Genomic DNA, 15,471 nt, shown 5'->3' on the forward strand with positions numbered 1-15,471 from the left:
CCATGCTGAATATAACCAACCAAAGAATAAAAGATCTTCGGGATTTTGCTTCGATGAAAAGTCTGGATTTGACTTTGCCATCCAGAGAAAACAAGAAAAAAGTCAAAATCCTCGCAGGTTTACTTGTTGTAGTGATTTTTTCCCTTTTTCTTCCTTGGACCCAGACCATTCGCTCCCAGGGGGAAGTCACCGCACTTAGGCCAGATCAGCGACCGCAAACCATTCATTCTATTATCGCAGGTCGGATAGAAAAATGGTATGTGGCAGAAGGTGATTTCGTGGCCAGAGGCGACACTATTCTCCAGATTTCTGAAATCAAAGATGAGTACTTTGATACCATGCTCCTGCCAAGGACACAGATGCAAGTAGAGGCCAAGGAGCTGACTGCGGAATCATACCGGGAAAAGGTGACCGCGCTTCAGGCGCAGCTTCAGGCTATCAGACAAAACAATGTGCTGAGACTGGAACAGGCAGAAAACACCCTGAAGATGGCTGAGCTGAAAGTACAGTCAGACAGTATCAAGTTTCAGCAGGCCAAAGTGAATTTTGAAGTAGGAAAAACGCAGCTGGAGCGTGCCGAGCAGTTGTACAAAGAAGGCTTGAGGTCCTTGACTGATCTGGAAGCCAGAAGATTGAAGTTTCAGGAGGTACAGGCCAATCTAATGGCAGCAGAAAATACTTATCTCAGTAGCCAAAACTCCTTTATATCGTCCAGGATAAACCTGAATGCAATAGATAATGAATTCAAGGATAAGGTAGCGAAAGTTCAGTCTGAAATTTACACGGCGCTCTCTTCCCAGTACGATTCTGAGGCAGCGATCACCAAACTGGAAAACCAGTATTCAAACTATCAATCCAGGGCTGGATTCCGCTATATTCTGGCACCGCAAGATGGCTACCTGGCCAGGGCTGTTCAAGTGGGTATAGGTGAGACGATCAAAGAGGGAGCGGAGATCGTCAATATCATACCTGAAAATGCCCAGCTGGCTGTAGAGCTATATGTGCAGCCGGTAGATTTGCCATTGATTGAGATCGGTAATAAAGTCCGGTTTATTTTTGACGGCTGGCCGGCCATTGTGTTTTCGGGATGGCCTAGAATTTCCAATGGTACCTTTGGCGGCAAAATCGTTGCCATAGATCAGCATACAGGAGGCAATAACCTCTATAGAATTTTGGTGACTGAGGACCCTGAAGAGGAACCTTGGCCAAAAGAGCTCAGGATGGGTTCTGGTGCTGAGGGAATTGCTCTTCTCAATAATGTGCCGGTATGGTACGAAATCTGGCGACAACTAAATGGCTTCCCGGCTGATTATTATACCCAGTTTGAAAAAGATAAAATAGGAGCAAAGAAAGAATGAAAAAGCTTTTACTCGTATTTATTTGGATCTATACTGGGACCTTTTGCGCTTTCGGTCAGTCTGATACCCAGCTGGATTTTGAGACTTTTATGCTTTGGGTGAAAGAAAATCACCCTATAGCCCAGCAGGCTCAGCTTCAGCTTCAAATGGGAGATATGGCCGTACGAACAGCCAGAGGAGGTTTTGATCCCCTGATTTATGGCAATCTAGACCGTAAGAATTACGGAGGGACGGATTACTATGAAAAGAGACAAGCCGGTGTGGATATTCCCACGTGGATGGGAGTGGAACTCAATGGGTCATTTGAGCAAAACTCCGGTCAGTATTTAAATCCAGAATATGGTACTCCGGATGATGGTTTGATAGCTGTAGGTGCTTCGGTGAACTTGGGTCAAGGCTTGATTTTGGACAAGCGAAGAGCAGCGCTACGTCAAGCTCAGCTGTATCAGGAATCTACCGAATTCGAGAGGAGGCAATACCTGAATGAGTTGTACTTACAAGCCACAGATATGTACTGGCGTTGGGCTTTGGCTTATGCCAATCAGCAAGTGATAGAAGAGGCGGTGGAATTAGCAGAAACCCGGTTTCAGGCGGTGAAAGGCTCATTTAGGCTGGGAGATGTAGCTGCAATAGATACTGTGGAATCCTATTCACAGCTGCTCAATCGCCAATATAAAGCCGAAGCAGCCAGAAACACGCTTTTTCAGACGGTGCAGGAGTTGAATACATTTCTCTGGAATGAATCAGGGGAGCCCATGATTTTGGAGGAAAATATATACCCGGAAGCCATTACTGTGGAGGAGGATATCATTTTAAACGAAGCTGAATTGAGACAAATGGTTTCCACTCATCCCAGTTTGCAGATCGCAGACCTGGAATTGGCTACCTTAGCCGTGGAGCGAAAACTCAAAGCGCAGCAGATCATCCCGGTGGTCAAGCTGAAGTACAATTTTCTCACAGAAAACCTGAATGACTTTGAGAATTCCAGTTTTTTCGAAAGTGACTATAAATGGGGTGTGAGTATTTATACGCCTTTATTTTGGAGGAAATCCCGTGGGGAGCTGGGCATGGCCAAAGCCAAGATCGATGTCAAGCAGAATACCAGGGATTTAAAAGAATTGCAATTGAGGACTAAACTGGAGGCTGAGCTGAATAATTTTAGCAACCTGACTTCTCAGATTTCCATTTTTTCTAAAAACCTTTCCAGTCTTAACGCACTGCTGACAGGAGAGATGCGAAGGTTTGAGATTGGGGAAAGCAGTCTTTTTCTAGTAAATTCAAGAGAAGTTTCAGTAATTGATTCCAGGATTACCCTAAATGAATTAATCAAGAAAAGAAAGGTAGCTCAGGCAAAAGCGCGAGTAGCTGCCGGGATAGGATTTGATCAATAAACCAATTTTATAATGCCTGCTTACGTAATCGTAGAAGTGGATATCTCCGATCCAGAAAAGTATAATGCTTACAAGGAGCTGACCCCTGCCACAGTACAAGCCTTCGGAGGCAAATTTGTGCTAAGAGGAAATCCTGTCACCGTATTAGAGGGTGAATGGAATCATGAGCGGCTCGTGATGCTGAAATTCCCAACCCGTGAAAAAGCAATTGCTTGGTATAACTGTCCAGAGTATCAGCATGCGAAATCTGTGAGAGCAGGTGCTGCCGATGCTAAATTTTTGCTGATAGAAACCTAACATGATTATCCGCAAGGATGCCAGTTGCCTTAAACTCTTTGCTTTTCTGGTCAGTAGACAAGTGAGCGAAGTCCAAAGTGTCCTATACTATTAAGCTTAAAATATCCTACCTTGCTTTTGGTCTCTGTGCTGGTGATAAAGCGGATATCCATAAAATAATATACCATGAGAAACCCAACGCCTTTTATCAAGAAAATGGATGAGGCGGGCGTGATGCCCATTTTTTTTCATCCAGAAGAAAAAACCTGTCTAAAGCTTCTGGAAATCGCCTACCAATCTGGCGTGAAAGTCATAGAAATGGTCAATAGAGGCCCGGAAGCAATGGGCAACTTCCCGGCTTTGCGCAAGCTAGCTGATGAAATGCCAGGACTAACACTGGGTGCCGGTACCATTTATCATCCTGAGGAAGCCGAGAAGTTTCTAGATATGGGAGCGGAATTTATCGTGGCACCGGTGATGAATCCAAAATTGGGTGAGTACTGTAAAAAGTTTGAACTCCCATGGATTCCCGGTTGTGGTTCTATTTCGGAGATATGGGAAGCTTACGAATTGGGTGCTGAGCTGGTTAAATTATACCCGGGAAATGTACTTACTCCGGGTTTTGTTCCTCCGGTTCACGCGGTATTGCCGCAAGTGGAGATCATTCCGACTGGAGGCGTGGAACCTACTATGGAAAGCATTAAGTCATGGTTTGATGTGGGCGTATTATGTGTGGGTATGGGATCCCAATTATTCCGTAAAGACCTGGTGGCTGCGGGTAAATTTGAAGAAGTCGAGGAGCGAATCAAAAGGGTGATTGCAATCATCGACCAAATAAAATCAGAAAGATAGTTCTGCATTTCAAACTTGGACATAAACAACAAAGGCTTCTTGAGAGAAGCCTTTGTTGTTTGATAATCAATATAATACAAGATTTTACAGGTCTGGCTGAGGGGTAGTTCGCAGATAAGGTTTTACCACCTTGTGACCTTTGGGAAATTTAGCCGGGATGTCCTCGTCTTTGATGGCCGGAGCGATCACCACATCTTCACCATGTTTCCAGTTCGCTGGAGTAGCCACGGAGTAGTTTGCGGTGAGCTGCAAGGAATCAATTACTCGCAGCAGTTCATCAAAATTCCTACCTGTGCTCGCCGGGTATGTGATGATCAATTTGATTTTTTTATCATTGCCAATCACAAAAACAGAACGTACCGTGAAATTCTCGTTGGAATTAGGGTGTATCATGTCGTAAAGCTCGGAGACTTTTCTGTCTTCATCCGCTATAATGGGGAAATTGACCTCCGTGCTTTGCGTCTCATTGATGTCTTTGATCCAGCCTTTGTGGCTTTCAAGACCATCTACACTCAGTGCCATTACCTTCGTGTTTCGCTTTGCAAATTCATCTTTCAATTTGGCTACGGTTCCTAGCTCTGTGGTACACACAGGCGTATAATCTGCCGGGTGGGAAAACAAAATACCCCATCCATCGCCTAGGTATTCATGAAAATTGATTTTTCCTTCAGATGTTTCAGCTTCAAAATTTGGAGCTACATCGCCAAGTCTTAGTGCCATGTGTTTTTTTGGTTTAAAGTCTATAGAAATTGTAGGTTATACTACGGGATCAAAATACTTTCGTTACTATAATCTGAGAATATCTGCTAAAAGTTAAACTCATTTCCTTATTTGATAGTTAACCAATCCAATCCCTTGAATTATTTCGTTAATATATAAAAATCGATTCGTATGAAAACCTACTACAATCCAGAAGATCTTAAAAAATTCAACAAAATAGGAGATTTCCAAAAGCCTTTAGCTGATAAGTTTTTTGACTATTACGGTGAAGTATTTGCAGAAGGAGCCCTTACAGCAAGAGAGAAATCACTCATTGCGCTAGCAGTAGCCCATGCTATCCAGTGTCCTTACTGCATAGACGCCTACACCACTGATACCATGGAAAAAGGCTGTGATGAAGAGCAAATGATGGAGGCAGTACATGTCGCTTCTGCCATAAGAGGAGGGGCTTCACTGGTGCATGCTACCCAGATGATGAACAAAGTCAAAGAAATTTCCATGTGATCAAATCCAGCCCGCTGGAGTAGGAGTCAGCATGAAAAAGTCTCCGATCAGGGTGAATACCAAGGCAACACGGAGGTTCTTTTTGACCAGAAATAATCAATTATATTCCTATGAAATCAAGCATGACCCGAAGCGACACGCAGAGGGATGATTATAATTCATGCGAAGATTCCATGTGACCTTAAAAAAAAATTATAAACACATGAAATCGAGCATGTCGAAGATCGTCACACACTGGGATGATTACAATGTATGCGAGATTCCATCCCGTATCCTTCGTCACGGGACAGGTTATGGCCATTGAAATACAACTTATAAACACATGAAATCCCTTAAAGCGCAGCATCATAGATTATCCAGCCCTCAAGAAGAAATCGCAGTTTTGGAAATGGCTCCTTTCGACAAAGGGAATAGCTTTGTTTCTAAAATGAATGAGTCTGGACTTTTTCCGCTGAAACCAACTCAAGTAGAGATTCTGCAAATAAACATGGGCAAGATGTGTAATCAGGTATGCAAGCACTGCCATGTGGATGCTGGGCCTGACCGCAAGGAAATCATGGACCGTGAGACCATGAAAGAATGCCTGCAAGTAATCAGGAAGAATGAAATCAAAACGGTTGACCTGACTGGAGGAGCTCCTGAAATGAATCCAGACTTCCGTTGGTTTGTAGCAGAAATAAGGAAGATCAGTCAGCAAATCAAGATTATAGTCCGTTGTAATCTGACGATCATATTGGCCAATCCAAAATTTCACGATTTACCTGAGTTTTATAAGAAACATAAGCTAGAAGTAGTTTCTTCTCTGCCTTACTTTACAGCTTCTAAAACCGATTCCCAACGAGGAGATGGAGTTTTTGAAAAATCAATTCAAGCACTTCAGCTCCTGAACAAACATGGCTATGGCATGGCGGGCACAGGGTTGATTTTGAATTTAGTTTATAACCCCTCAGGGGCATTTATGCCCGCCTCTCAGGAAGGGTTGGAGCTGGAATTTAAGAAAAGATTAGGGGCCAAATACGGGATTCACTTTAATTCCCTGTTTGCGATCACCAATTTACCCGTCAGTAGGTTTTTGGAATACCTACTTCGCAGTGGAAACTACCAGGACTACATGGAGAAGTTGGTCTCAAGCTTCAATGTGCAGGCTGCTCAAGGTGTTATGTGCAGAAATACCATTTCTGTAGGCTGGGACGGGAAATTATATGATTGTGATTTTAATCAAATGCTGGAGCTGGAAGTGGCTTGTCAGGATTCCAGGCATATCAGTGAATGGAACCAGAAATCTCTGGCAGACCGAGAGATAGTTTTGAATAATCATTGCTTTGGCTGTACAGCTGGAGCAGGATCAAGTTGCGGAGGGACTACCCTATGAATACTGAAGCGCTGTTGATTTTTCAGAAAAATGCAGAATTGGGCAAAGTCAAAACCAGGCTCGCAGCGGGCATAGGAGAGGAGGAAGCATTGCAAGTATACTTTCAACTCTGTGGTTTTACGCATTCCATAGCGCAGCAATGTGAGATGAGCAAGAAATTGTATTTTTCAAACTATGTAGATGGAGATTCCGCAGGTTATGGTGATGAATACCAGTTTGAAGTTCAGACTGGCCAAGACCTAGGTGAAAAAATGAGCAATGCTTTCCGGGAGACATTTGCACAAGGTTTTGAGCGAGTGGTGATCATTGGGACCGATTGTCCTGAGCTATCTCCACAGGTTATCAATCAGGCTTTTGCGGAGCTGCGCCATAACGATGCGGTGATCGGGCCTGCTAAAGATGGGGGGTATTATCTTTTGGGTATGAGCCGATATCTACCAGGTGTATTCGAAGGGATTCCCTGGAGTACCGAGCAGGTGACCAAACTGACCACTGATTTTCTCCAAAATAACGAGCACCCATTTGCACTTCTACCGGTATTGTCAGATGTGGATTACGAGGAGGACTGGAGGCGATTTGAACAGAAATTGAGAAAATTTAAGACCATGTACTAGGAAAGTGAAGGAAAAAAACTGGATTTTCAACTTCTGATTTCAAATACACAAAGCCTCCTTATCTCATATTTAGCATGCAAATCAACCGAAAAATAGCCGCCATACTTTTCATTATTCTGCTGAGCTGCGCAGGGCTGCCTTCCAGTGCTGTTGCCCAAGAGAAAACCCATGACTATGATATTGTTTTAGCAGGATTTACCATAGGAAAGATGCAGGCTACCGAACAGCAAACTGCAAATGGGGCGAATTATAAAATCCACAGTAAAGTGGAATTCTGGTTTTTTGGTAAAATCCACGTGGAGTTTCTACAGAAAGCCTTCTATGAAAATGGACAGCTAATACGTGCCACCACCAATTCTGACTCAAACCGCGGTAATTTTTTAACCACTGTACATTGGAATGAAGATCACTACGATGTAGATGCCAACTCGTATAAATTTCATAATGAGGAGCCCATCAACCAGCCTTTGTTTTTGAGCACGGCCATGCTTTACTTCAAAGAACCCAAAGCCGGAGAGGTGTTGATCTCTGAAAACTTCGGAATGCCTACTAAGATAGTGGAATTAGAAAAAGGGGTATACGAAATTGAGGTAAATGGAAATATGAACCGTTTTCACTATGAAAATGGCGTTTTGCAAAAAGTAGTTTTAGAAAATTCCATCAAGAATTACTCTATCCGCAGAGTCAGTGAGTGAGCAAGTCACCATATCGGTGATCATTCCTACGCACAATGAGCAGGAAAATATCCGGGAATTGTTGCCGGTTTTGACCAAGGATCCCAGTGGATTAGTGCTGGAAATCCTAGTCGTAGACGCTCACTCTACAGATCATACTGCTAGGGTAGCTACTGAATTTGGTGCCAAGGTCATAGCTAGCCCCAGGCTTTCACGTGCCTATCAGTTAAACCTAGGGGCACAAAATGCGAGTGGTCAGGTACTTTATTTTTTACATGCAGATGTACGCCCTTTCAGGAAGTTCGCAGAAGTGATTTCAGAATCCATTCAAAAAGGAAAATCTCCGGGATGCTTCAGCTACCAATTTGACTCATCTAGCCAAATGCTTCAGCTGAACAGTTGGTTTACTCAGTTTAATGGGGTTTTTGCAGGTGGTGGAGATCAATCGCTTTTCATCGAGAAAGAATTATTTTTTTTATTGGGTGGGTATGATGAGAAATTTTGCGTGATGGAAGACTTTGATCTGGTGCGTAGAATTCGTCAAAAAACTGATTTTCATGTGCTTCCCCATAAGCTCACAGTCTCTGCGAGAAAATATGTCCATGCTGGGTGGTTAAGGGTGCAGGTTGCAAATCTGATTGCTTTTTCTCTTTTTTTGTTAAAAATTAAACCAGCTTCGATCAAAAGTTTATATTTAAAACTTTTAAAGTAAAATTGAAGACTTCATAAAAGTATCTGAATGAATAAAGCGACAATTAATGGCATCCAACAGGTAGGGATAGGTGTAAAAGATGCAAATCAGGCTTGGGCCTGGTATAGAAAGGCATTCAAGATGGATGTGCCGATTTTTCAGGACAGTGCTGAAGCCAAATTGATGACCCGATACACCTCTGGTAAAGTAGAAAGCAGACATGCTATATTGGCATTAAACATGCAGGGCGGAGGCGGTTTTGAGATCTGGCAGTACACTTCTAAAGTACCCGAGGCATCCAAGGAGGAATTAGCCTGGTTTGATTTAGGGATATTGGCGGTGAAAATACGGTGTCGTGATATTCATAAAACCTACGAGCACTTGAAAGCTGTGGGAGCTACTATGCTCGGTGAACCTGCCAAAAACCCAGTGGGAGATTGGCATTTCTATGTTAAGGATCCCTATGGCAATACTTTTGAACTGATAGAAAACGGTTCTTGGTTTAGCAAAAACAAGGATTTGACCGGAGGAGTAGCAGGTGTGGTAGTGGGGGTGACCTCAGTAGATGAAGCGCTGCCTGTGTATCAAGAGCATTTGCAGCAACGTGAAATGCGCTGCGATGAAACTGCGGTTTGGGAAGATTTCAAGCAAGTAGGAGGAAAGGATGCTAAGTTCAGAAGAGTAATCCTGCAGGGCTCATCCGATTTTACCGGAGCTTTCGGGAAATTATTTTGCCAGACCCAGGTAGAACTTATAGAAACTACCAATCAACCCAGAAACAGAGCTTTTGAAAACCGAAATTGGGGAGATTTGGGCTTTATTCACGTTTGTTTTGATGTGAATGGCATGACAGCTATTAAAGAAAAACTGGCCAATGAGGGCATTGAACTTACAGTTGATAGCGAAAATGAATTTGATATGGGAAAGGCTGCCGGGAGATTTTCCTATCTGGAAGACCCAGACGGCACCTTGATTGAAATGGTGGAAACTTTCAAAGTGCCGATCATGGAGAAGTTGGGGTGGTACCTGAATCTCAGCGACCGCAAGAAGCAAAGTAATTTGCCAAATTTTGTGGTGAAGCTACTTTCACTTAATCGGGTAAAAGCCTAGCCATTGCCCTTAGAAATATATTTCACCAGGTCAACGAGCCGGTTTGCATAGCCGGCTTCGTTGTCATACCAGCCCACCAATTTTATCATTTTACCCTTAGAGGAAGTAAGCGCTGCATCTATAATGCAGGAGTGCGGATTGCCTATGATATCCATGGACACAATGGGGGCATCTTCTACTTCTAGGTACCCTTTTAAGCCTTCATTTGCCGCTTTTCGGAATGCCTCATTGATCTCTTCTGCACTGGCTTCCTGTTCCAGCTCAACGATGAGGTCCGTCAGTGAGCCATCTGGTACGGGTACCCGCATGGCTGAAGCTTCTATTTTCCCGGCGATTTCTGGCAGGACTTCGTCCAAAGCTTTCCCGGCATTGGTAGTGGTAGGAATAATCGAATAAGCAGCAGCCCTAGCTCTTCTTAAATCCCGGTGAGGGGCATCATGGAGATTTTGGTCGTTGGTATAAGAGTGCACCGTAGATGCATAGCCTTTGACCACGTGGAAGTTTTCGTGCAGCACCTTGACCATGGGAGCGAGGCAGTTGGTGGTGCAGGATGCATTGGAAACGATTTGTTCCGTCCCGTTCAGGAGCTGTTCATTTACCCCAAGTACAATCATTTTCACACTGGGATCATGAGAAGGTGCCGAAATGATTACTTTTTTCGCTCCCGCTTGAATATGTTTTTCAGCATTTTTTCGTTCGGTAAATCTACCTGTACATTCTATGACCACATCTATATCCAGCGCTTTCCAAGGCAATTCCGAAGGGTCTGAAATCCCATAAAGTCCGATTTTATGCTGGTTCACTTGAAGGAAATTGTCTGTAAGGCTGACTTTGAAGGATGATTTTCTATGAATGGAATCGTATTTCAGAAGGTGGGCTATAGCTTCTTGATCAGCCAAGTCGTTGATAGCTACTAGGTTTACGCCTTCTTTTTCCAAGAGTAGTTTGGCAGTATATCTTCCGATACGTCCGAATCCGTTGATGGCAATTCGAATGTTTTTCTGTGGAGTCATGTTGGTGTTGGTCATTAGAATTCAAAAATATAAAAACTCTACTCAATCTTCCCCCAGAAAATTTTATTCCTTTTGACTCAGTATTTTAGCATAAATCAAAAGAAATTTTCGAGCTCAGATTGGTTTTAAAAATTGAACCCTCTATATTTGCACAACCTTACGGAAAAGGACGTTTTCCGAGGTCTTTAATGGTCCGTTCGTCTAGGGGTTAGGACGCATCCCTTTCACGGATGAAACACGGGTTCGATTCCCGTACGGACTACATAAGTGCTTGAAATACAGTATGATCCTGTAGCTTGTTTAAAGCTATTTGCCCCCTAATGGTCCGTTCGTCTAGGGGTTAGGACGCATCCCTTTCACGGATGAAACACGGGTTCGATTCCCGTACGGACTACTAAGACTCAAAGCTCAATCATCGCTTGGTCTTATTTTATTTTTGTTTTATGGTTGTTAGTGGTTAAAGTGAACAAAATCCCGGTCTGTGGCCGGGATTTTTGTTTTTTAGGCCAAGTTTACATCAATGGACTTTTCCCCACGTTTAAATTATTTAATTTGGAGGCTCGAAAATAAATTTTTGAAAAATGCCTCAACCCAAAATAAAATTAAACTATGCCAAAATCATTTTGGCAGCCGCATTACCGCTAATTATCTCCTGTAATCAGGAAAAGGTGGATTTACGAGAACGTACGCTGACCAAGGAAGAAATCGCGCCCATGGTGGAAGCAGCCGAAAGTCAGGTCAATCCTGTTTTGAGTCCAGGCTTGAAATTGTCACTCTGGGCAGTGGATTCCATGGTGTATGATCCTATTTCTATTCAGGTGACAGACGATGGGAGCTTGTACTATACTCGAACTAATCGTCAAAAGAATTCAGAGTTTGATATCCGTGGTCATCAAGATTGGGAAATAGAATCCATCAGTCTTCAGACCATTGACGATAAGAGAGCTTTTCTACAGAAGGTGCTTTCTCCCGAAATGTCTGATAAAAACACCTGGCTGAGCGATGTGAACGGTGATGGATCGCATGACTGGAGGGATATGACTGTGGAGCGGGAAGAATTATATCGACTGGAAGACAAGGACGGTGATGGACTGGCCGAATACTCCCAAATGATGGTTCAGGACTTCAATGATGTCACCACAGATGTGGCAGGCGCGCTGCTGAAGCTGGAAGATAACCTCTTTGTAGGAGTAGGGCCGGACGTATGGAGGCTGAGCGATAACAACGGGGATGGAATCATGGACGAAAAAGAGTCCATTTCTCACGGTTATGGAATTCACATCGGATTCGGTGGACATGGGATGTCTGGATTAGAACAGGGACCAGATGGTAGAATTTACTGGGGAATAGGAGATATAGGTTTCAATGGAGTAGGTCCAGATGGTACAGAATGGAAGTACCCCAATAGAGGGGTGATCGCCAGGGCAAATCCTGATGGAAGTGATTTTGAGATTTTTGCCATGGGAGTAAGAAATACCCATGAATTTACATTTGATGCTTACAATAACCTGATCTCTGTGGATAATGATGGTGATCATGGCGGTGAGAGCGAGCGTTTGGTTTACCTAGTGAATGGCTCAGATACGGGTTGGAGAACAAACTGGCAATTTGGGAAATACCGTGACCCTGAAAACAATACCTATAAAGTCTGGATGGACGAGAAACTGTATCTTCCTAGACACGAAGGACAGGCTGCTTACATCACTCCGCCTATCCAAAACTACATCAATGGCCCCACAGGGATGGTTTACAACCCTGGCACTGCCCTGGCAGAAAAGTGGAAAGAGACCTTCTTCGTAGCCTCCTTTGTAGGGAATCCAACGACTTCTGGGATTCATGCTTTCAAATTGGAACCAGACGGAGCGACCTTCAAAATGTCCCAGACCGAGAAAGTCATGGGAGGTGTTTTGGCTACTGGCTTGGATTTCGGCCCGGATGGATCGCTTTACTTTGCAGATTGGATAGAAGGCTGGGGGACTAAAAACTCGGGCCGTGTTTGGAAATTAGATGACGAGGCAGGAGCGGATTGGGAAGCTAGAAAAATCACGGAGCAAGTCATGAAAACTGACTTCAAAACTCTCACTGATCAAGCTTTGGGAGCGTATCTCAGCGATGCGGATATGAGAATTCGTAGAAAAGCCCAATTTGAATTGGCAAAGCGAGGTGATGCAGGAGCCAAAGTCTTCGAAGAAGCAATCTCACAGACGGGTAACCAATACGCACGCATTCATGCCATAGTCGGGCTCAGCCAATTGGCTAGAATGGAAAATATGGATTATGCAGATCCTTTGATTAGCCTGCTGCAGGATCAGGATCCGGAGATCCGGGCCCAGGCAGCTAAGTGGCTAGGCGACATCAAAAATGCCAAAGCAGGAGAGGCCTTACTTCCTATGCTAGCTGATCCAGAAATCAGAGTACGGTTTTTTGCATCAGAGGCATTGGGGCGAATCGCCTACGCTCCAGCTATAGATGGGCTGATCAGGGTCCTGGAAGAAAATAACGACGAGGATGCATATTTGAGACATGCTGCTAGCCTTGCTTTAGCTAGGATAGATCGCGTAGAACCCATAAAAGCATTGTCCACCCATTCTTCAGCAGCGGTTCGGTTAGGTGCCGTATTAGCTTTAAGGCGAATGGCAGATCCTGCAATAGTGGATTTTTTGGATGATGAAGATGAGTATATCGTAACCGAGGCAGCTAGAGCGATCAATGATGATTTTTCTATAGAGGCAGCCCTTCCTGCTTTGGGAGATCTTTTGGTAGGAACTGACTTCGAAAATGAACCCTTGATTCGGCGCGCTATCAATGCAAATCTACGAGTAGGCACTGCGGCGGCTTTGGACAATTTGAAAGCTTATATCGCTAAGCGAAATGTAAACCCTGTATTGAAAGCTGAGGCGATAGCGACTATTGGCTCATGGGCCAAACCCTCTGTTCTGGATCGTGTAGACGGTAGAAACAGAGGTGCGATAGAGCGTGAGCTGGGACCTATTCAGGCCTCTGTTTCTTCTGATTTGATCGCTATACTTCCTGATTCTGAAGAGGAAGTCCGAGTAGCAGGAGCTAAGGCTATAGGTAAACTTAAGATTGATGGAGCAGAGTCTGAGTTGGTGAGTTTGTTGAAAAACGACCGCTCTGAAAATGTTCGGGTGGCTGCACTTCGTGCCCTTGCAGATGCTAATCCAGACCAGATTTCAGAGCCAATCAAAATAGCCATGGATGATCAATCCAGAGCTGTACGAGTGGTGGGACTGGATTTATTGACCAAGACAGATATTTCTCAGGATTTGATGGTAGATCTCTTACAGGATGTCATTCAGAATAAGACAGTAGCAGAGAAGCAAGCGGCTCTGTTGAGTCTTGGAAATCTATCCAATTCCGCTGAATTACCGCTTTGGGATACCTTATTGGAAGACCTGAAGAATGATAAACTGCCAAATGAGGTGTTGATTGAGCTGGAAGAAGCTATTGCAGCTACAGGGAGTGAAGAGTTGCAGCAGAAATATGATGCTGTCCAGGAAGAGCGTACGGACGGGGATTTGGTAGCGCTGTACGCTGGAGCACTTGAAGGCGGAAGCGTGCGGGCTGGAAGGGCTATTTTCTTCCAAAATCAAGCCGCTCAGTGTATTCGCTGTCATGGCTATGATGACATGGGAGGGACTGCTGGGCCTCATCTGAATGGAGTCGCAAATAGAATCACTCGAACTCAGCTATTAGAGGCTTTGATTGACCCTAGTAAAAGGCTTGCGCCAGGCTATGGTTTTGTACAGTTGAAGTTAAAGGATGGCAAAGAAGTGAATGGTACGCTCATGGAAGAACAGGCAGACGGCCTCCTAATGAAAGTAGGAGCTAAGCCTGATACCTTAATTATGAATAGCAGCATCGAGGAGCGCACTAATTCTCCGTCTAGTATGCCGGATATGAAGCAGATGCTGAGCAAAAGAGAAATCAGGGATCTCGTAAGTTTCCTTTCTACCATGAATAAAGAATGGGAATAAGAAAGGGGATAAAAATCACATTAATTATTGGGATCAGCATAGTTGTGCTGGTCCCTTTGGTTTTAATAGGGCTGGGAAGAAGGCTTCTGCATGATTCTTCTATTCCTCAGCAAGAATTGCTTTTTCGGGCAGATAGTGCCAAAACAATCCTGGCTTTTTTTCCACATCCGGATGATGAGGTGACTGTGGCTGGCACATTGATGAAAATGAACAATGTGGGTCACCGGGTGATTTTGGTCTGCCTGACCCAAGGCGAGGCCGCCGATACGAATGGAGCATATACTCCGGAGGAACTTGCAGAGATCAGAACCCTGGAAATGAATCACGCTGCTGAGGTAATAGGTGCTGAGTATTTGGAACTGCTGAGTTATCCAGATGGAGGTTTAGCCAACATGGGGGTTGATTCTATTAAAAGTATAGCGCTTCAAGCCATCCAGAAATTTAAGCCAGACGCGCTCATAAGCTATGATTCCAAAGTGGGATTATATGGGCATCCTGATCATAAACTTACTGGCTTAGCTTTGGAGCAGCTATTTCAGGACATGGTAGGAAAAAGCGGTTTTTCTCCTAGAGCTTTATTTCAGGTGACACTTTCGCCTAAGCAAATAGATTTGGCAATGAAAATGTCCAAAGGCTTTCAGGAAAACTATCCCATTGATCCGACTCAAGGACTACCCAATCCTAGCTTTTACATCAAAACTACAGCTTATTTTGATCGGGTGATGGAAGTAGTGAGTGGGCATGCAAGCCAGGCAGAAACCTTACAGGACCTTTTACCTTACCATGATGTGGTGCCGGGATTTATTTATTCTAGGATATTTGACAGGGAATATTTCTATGAGGTTCCAACAAAAAAGCCACCTGTGCAGGTGGCTTTTAGGTAAATTTGGGTTTACGT

At 44.0% G+C, this 15,471-nt stretch carries 14 protein-coding genes and 2 tRNA genes; 14 read left to right on the plus strand and 2 right to left on the minus strand.

Going from position 1 to position 15,471, the window contains the following annotated elements:
- The first annotated feature begins 2 nt into the window (after positions 1-2).
- From PBT90_RS07095 to PBT90_RS07110, 4 genes are all read left to right on the plus strand, one after another.
- The gene (locus tag PBT90_RS07095; protein WP_264809691.1) at positions 3-1,358 is read left to right on the plus strand and encodes an HlyD family secretion protein; all 1,356 of its coding nucleotides are present in this window, start codon (positions 3-5) and stop codon (positions 1,356-1,358) included.
- On the plus strand, positions 1,355-2,749 hold the full coding sequence (locus PBT90_RS07100) for a TolC family protein (protein ID WP_264809692.1): 1,395 nt from the start codon (positions 1,355-1,357) through the stop codon (positions 2,747-2,749). Before PBT90_RS07095 ends, PBT90_RS07100 begins: the two co-directional genes overlap by 4 nt.
- Before the next feature lie 12 nt (positions 2,750-2,761).
- A complete protein-coding gene (locus PBT90_RS07105) occupies positions 2,762-3,046 on the plus strand; it encodes a DUF1330 domain-containing protein (RefSeq protein WP_264809693.1) in 285 nt (94 codons plus the stop codon).
- Between the two features lie 165 nt (positions 3,047-3,211).
- Entirely contained in the window at positions 3,212-3,877 is a 666-nt protein-coding gene (locus PBT90_RS07110; RefSeq protein WP_264809694.1) for a beta/alpha barrel domain-containing protein, read from the plus strand.
- An 84-nt stretch (positions 3,878-3,961) separates the two neighbouring features.
- Here the strand turns inward: PBT90_RS07110 and PBT90_RS07115 are convergent, their stop codons facing one another.
- Positions 3,962-4,597: a peroxiredoxin gene (locus tag PBT90_RS07115; protein ID WP_264809695.1), complete on the minus strand. Its 636-nt coding sequence runs from the start codon at positions 4,595-4,597 to the stop codon at positions 3,962-3,964.
- 171 nt (positions 4,598-4,768) lie between these two features.
- Between PBT90_RS07115 and PBT90_RS07120 the strand changes: the two genes are divergently transcribed.
- From PBT90_RS07120 to PBT90_RS07145, 6 genes are all read left to right on the plus strand, one after another.
- Complete coding sequence (locus PBT90_RS07120) at positions 4,769-5,101, plus strand: arsenosugar biosynthesis-associated peroxidase-like protein (RefSeq protein ID WP_264809696.1); 333 nt, start codon at positions 4,769-4,771, stop codon at positions 5,099-5,101.
- 322 nt (positions 5,102-5,423) lie between these two features.
- The gene (gene arsS / locus PBT90_RS07125) at positions 5,424-6,473 is read left to right on the plus strand and encodes an arsenosugar biosynthesis radical SAM (seleno)protein ArsS (RefSeq protein ID WP_270132403.1); all 1,050 of its coding nucleotides are present in this window, start codon (positions 5,424-5,426) and stop codon (positions 6,471-6,473) included.
- Positions 6,470-7,087 (plus strand): TIGR04282 family arsenosugar biosynthesis glycosyltransferase, encoded by a 618-nt coding sequence (locus PBT90_RS07130; RefSeq protein ID WP_270132405.1) that lies wholly within the window; start codon positions 6,470-6,472, stop codon positions 7,085-7,087. The genes arsS and PBT90_RS07130 overlap by 4 nt, the downstream gene beginning before the upstream one ends.
- A gap of 74 nt (positions 7,088-7,161) precedes the next feature.
- Positions 7,162-7,782 carry a DUF6134 family protein gene (locus PBT90_RS07135; RefSeq protein WP_264809699.1) on the plus strand — a complete coding sequence of 207 codons (621 nt, stop codon included), beginning with the start codon at positions 7,162-7,164 and terminating at the stop codon, positions 7,780-7,782.
- On the plus strand, positions 7,775-8,473 hold the full coding sequence (locus tag PBT90_RS07140) for a TIGR04283 family arsenosugar biosynthesis glycosyltransferase (protein WP_264809700.1): 699 nt from the start codon (positions 7,775-7,777) through the stop codon (positions 8,471-8,473). Before PBT90_RS07135 ends, PBT90_RS07140 begins: the two co-directional genes overlap by 8 nt.
- 27 nt (positions 8,474-8,500) lie before the next feature.
- On the plus strand, positions 8,501-9,562 hold the full coding sequence (locus PBT90_RS07145) for a VOC family protein (protein ID WP_270132408.1): 1,062 nt from the start codon (positions 8,501-8,503) through the stop codon (positions 9,560-9,562).
- Here the strand turns inward: PBT90_RS07145 and gap are convergent.
- Positions 9,559-10,590 carry a type I glyceraldehyde-3-phosphate dehydrogenase gene (gene gap / locus PBT90_RS07150; protein ID WP_264809702.1) on the minus strand — a complete coding sequence of 344 codons (1,032 nt, stop codon included), beginning with the start codon at positions 10,588-10,590 and terminating at the stop codon, positions 9,559-9,561. The genes PBT90_RS07145 and gap overlap by 4 nt on opposite strands.
- A gap of 175 nt (positions 10,591-10,765) precedes the next feature.
- Here gap and PBT90_RS07155 point away from each other — a divergent pair.
- From PBT90_RS07155 to PBT90_RS07170, 4 genes are all read left to right on the plus strand, one after another.
- Positions 10,766-10,837: transfer RNA gene (locus tag PBT90_RS07155), tRNA-Glu, on the plus strand.
- A 60-nt stretch (positions 10,838-10,897) separates the two neighbouring features.
- Positions 10,898-10,969 (plus strand) — tRNA-Glu (locus tag PBT90_RS07160).
- 187 nt (positions 10,970-11,156) lie between these two features.
- Positions 11,157-14,573, plus strand: a complete 3,417-nt coding sequence (locus PBT90_RS07165; RefSeq protein WP_264809703.1) for a HEAT repeat domain-containing protein — start codon at positions 11,157-11,159, stop codon at positions 14,571-14,573.
- A complete protein-coding gene (locus tag PBT90_RS07170; RefSeq protein ID WP_264809704.1) occupies positions 14,564-15,457 on the plus strand; it encodes a PIG-L deacetylase family protein in 894 nt (297 codons plus the stop codon). Before PBT90_RS07165 ends, PBT90_RS07170 begins: the two co-directional genes overlap by 10 nt.
- The last annotated feature ends 14 nt before the right edge of the window (positions 15,458-15,471 follow it).

The sequence above is a fragment of the Algoriphagus sp. TR-M9 genome, assembly GCF_027594545.1.
Taxonomy (GTDB): domain Bacteria; phylum Bacteroidota; class Bacteroidia; order Cytophagales; family Cyclobacteriaceae; genus Algoriphagus; species Algoriphagus halophytocola.

Bases quoted from the DNA above. Each gene is read 5' to 3' on its own strand.
- PBT90_RS07095 (WP_264809691.1), top strand. From the start codon at position 3: ATGCTGAATATAACCAACCAAAGAATAAAAGATCTTCGGGATTTTGCT.
- PBT90_RS07100 (WP_264809692.1), top strand. From the start codon at position 1,355: ATGAAAAAGCTTTTACTCGTATTTATTTGGATCTATACTGGGACCTTT.
- PBT90_RS07105 (WP_264809693.1), top strand. From the start codon at position 2,762: ATGCCTGCTTACGTAATCGTAGAAGTGGATATCTCCGATCCAGAAAAG.
- PBT90_RS07110 (WP_264809694.1), top strand. From the start codon at position 3,212: ATGAGAAACCCAACGCCTTTTATCAAGAAAATGGATGAGGCGGGCGTG.
- PBT90_RS07115 (WP_264809695.1), bottom strand. From the start codon at position 4,597: ATGGCACTAAGACTTGGCGATGTAGCTCCAAATTTTGAAGCTGAAACA.
- PBT90_RS07120 (WP_264809696.1), top strand. From the start codon at position 4,769: ATGAAAACCTACTACAATCCAGAAGATCTTAAAAAATTCAACAAAATA.
- arsS (WP_270132403.1), top strand. From the start codon at position 5,424: ATGAAATCCCTTAAAGCGCAGCATCATAGATTATCCAGCCCTCAAGAA.
- PBT90_RS07130 (WP_270132405.1), top strand. From the start codon at position 6,470: ATGAATACTGAAGCGCTGTTGATTTTTCAGAAAAATGCAGAATTGGGC.
- PBT90_RS07135 (WP_264809699.1), top strand. From the start codon at position 7,162: ATGCAAATCAACCGAAAAATAGCCGCCATACTTTTCATTATTCTGCTG.
- PBT90_RS07145 (WP_270132408.1), top strand. From the start codon at position 8,501: ATGAATAAAGCGACAATTAATGGCATCCAACAGGTAGGGATAGGTGTA.
- gap (WP_264809702.1), bottom strand. From the start codon at position 10,590: ATGACCAACACCAACATGACTCCACAGAAAAACATTCGAATTGCCATC.
- PBT90_RS07165 (WP_264809703.1), top strand. From the start codon at position 11,157: ATGCCTCAACCCAAAATAAAATTAAACTATGCCAAAATCATTTTGGCA.
- PBT90_RS07170 (WP_264809704.1), top strand. From the start codon at position 14,564: ATGGGAATAAGAAAGGGGATAAAAATCACATTAATTATTGGGATCAGC.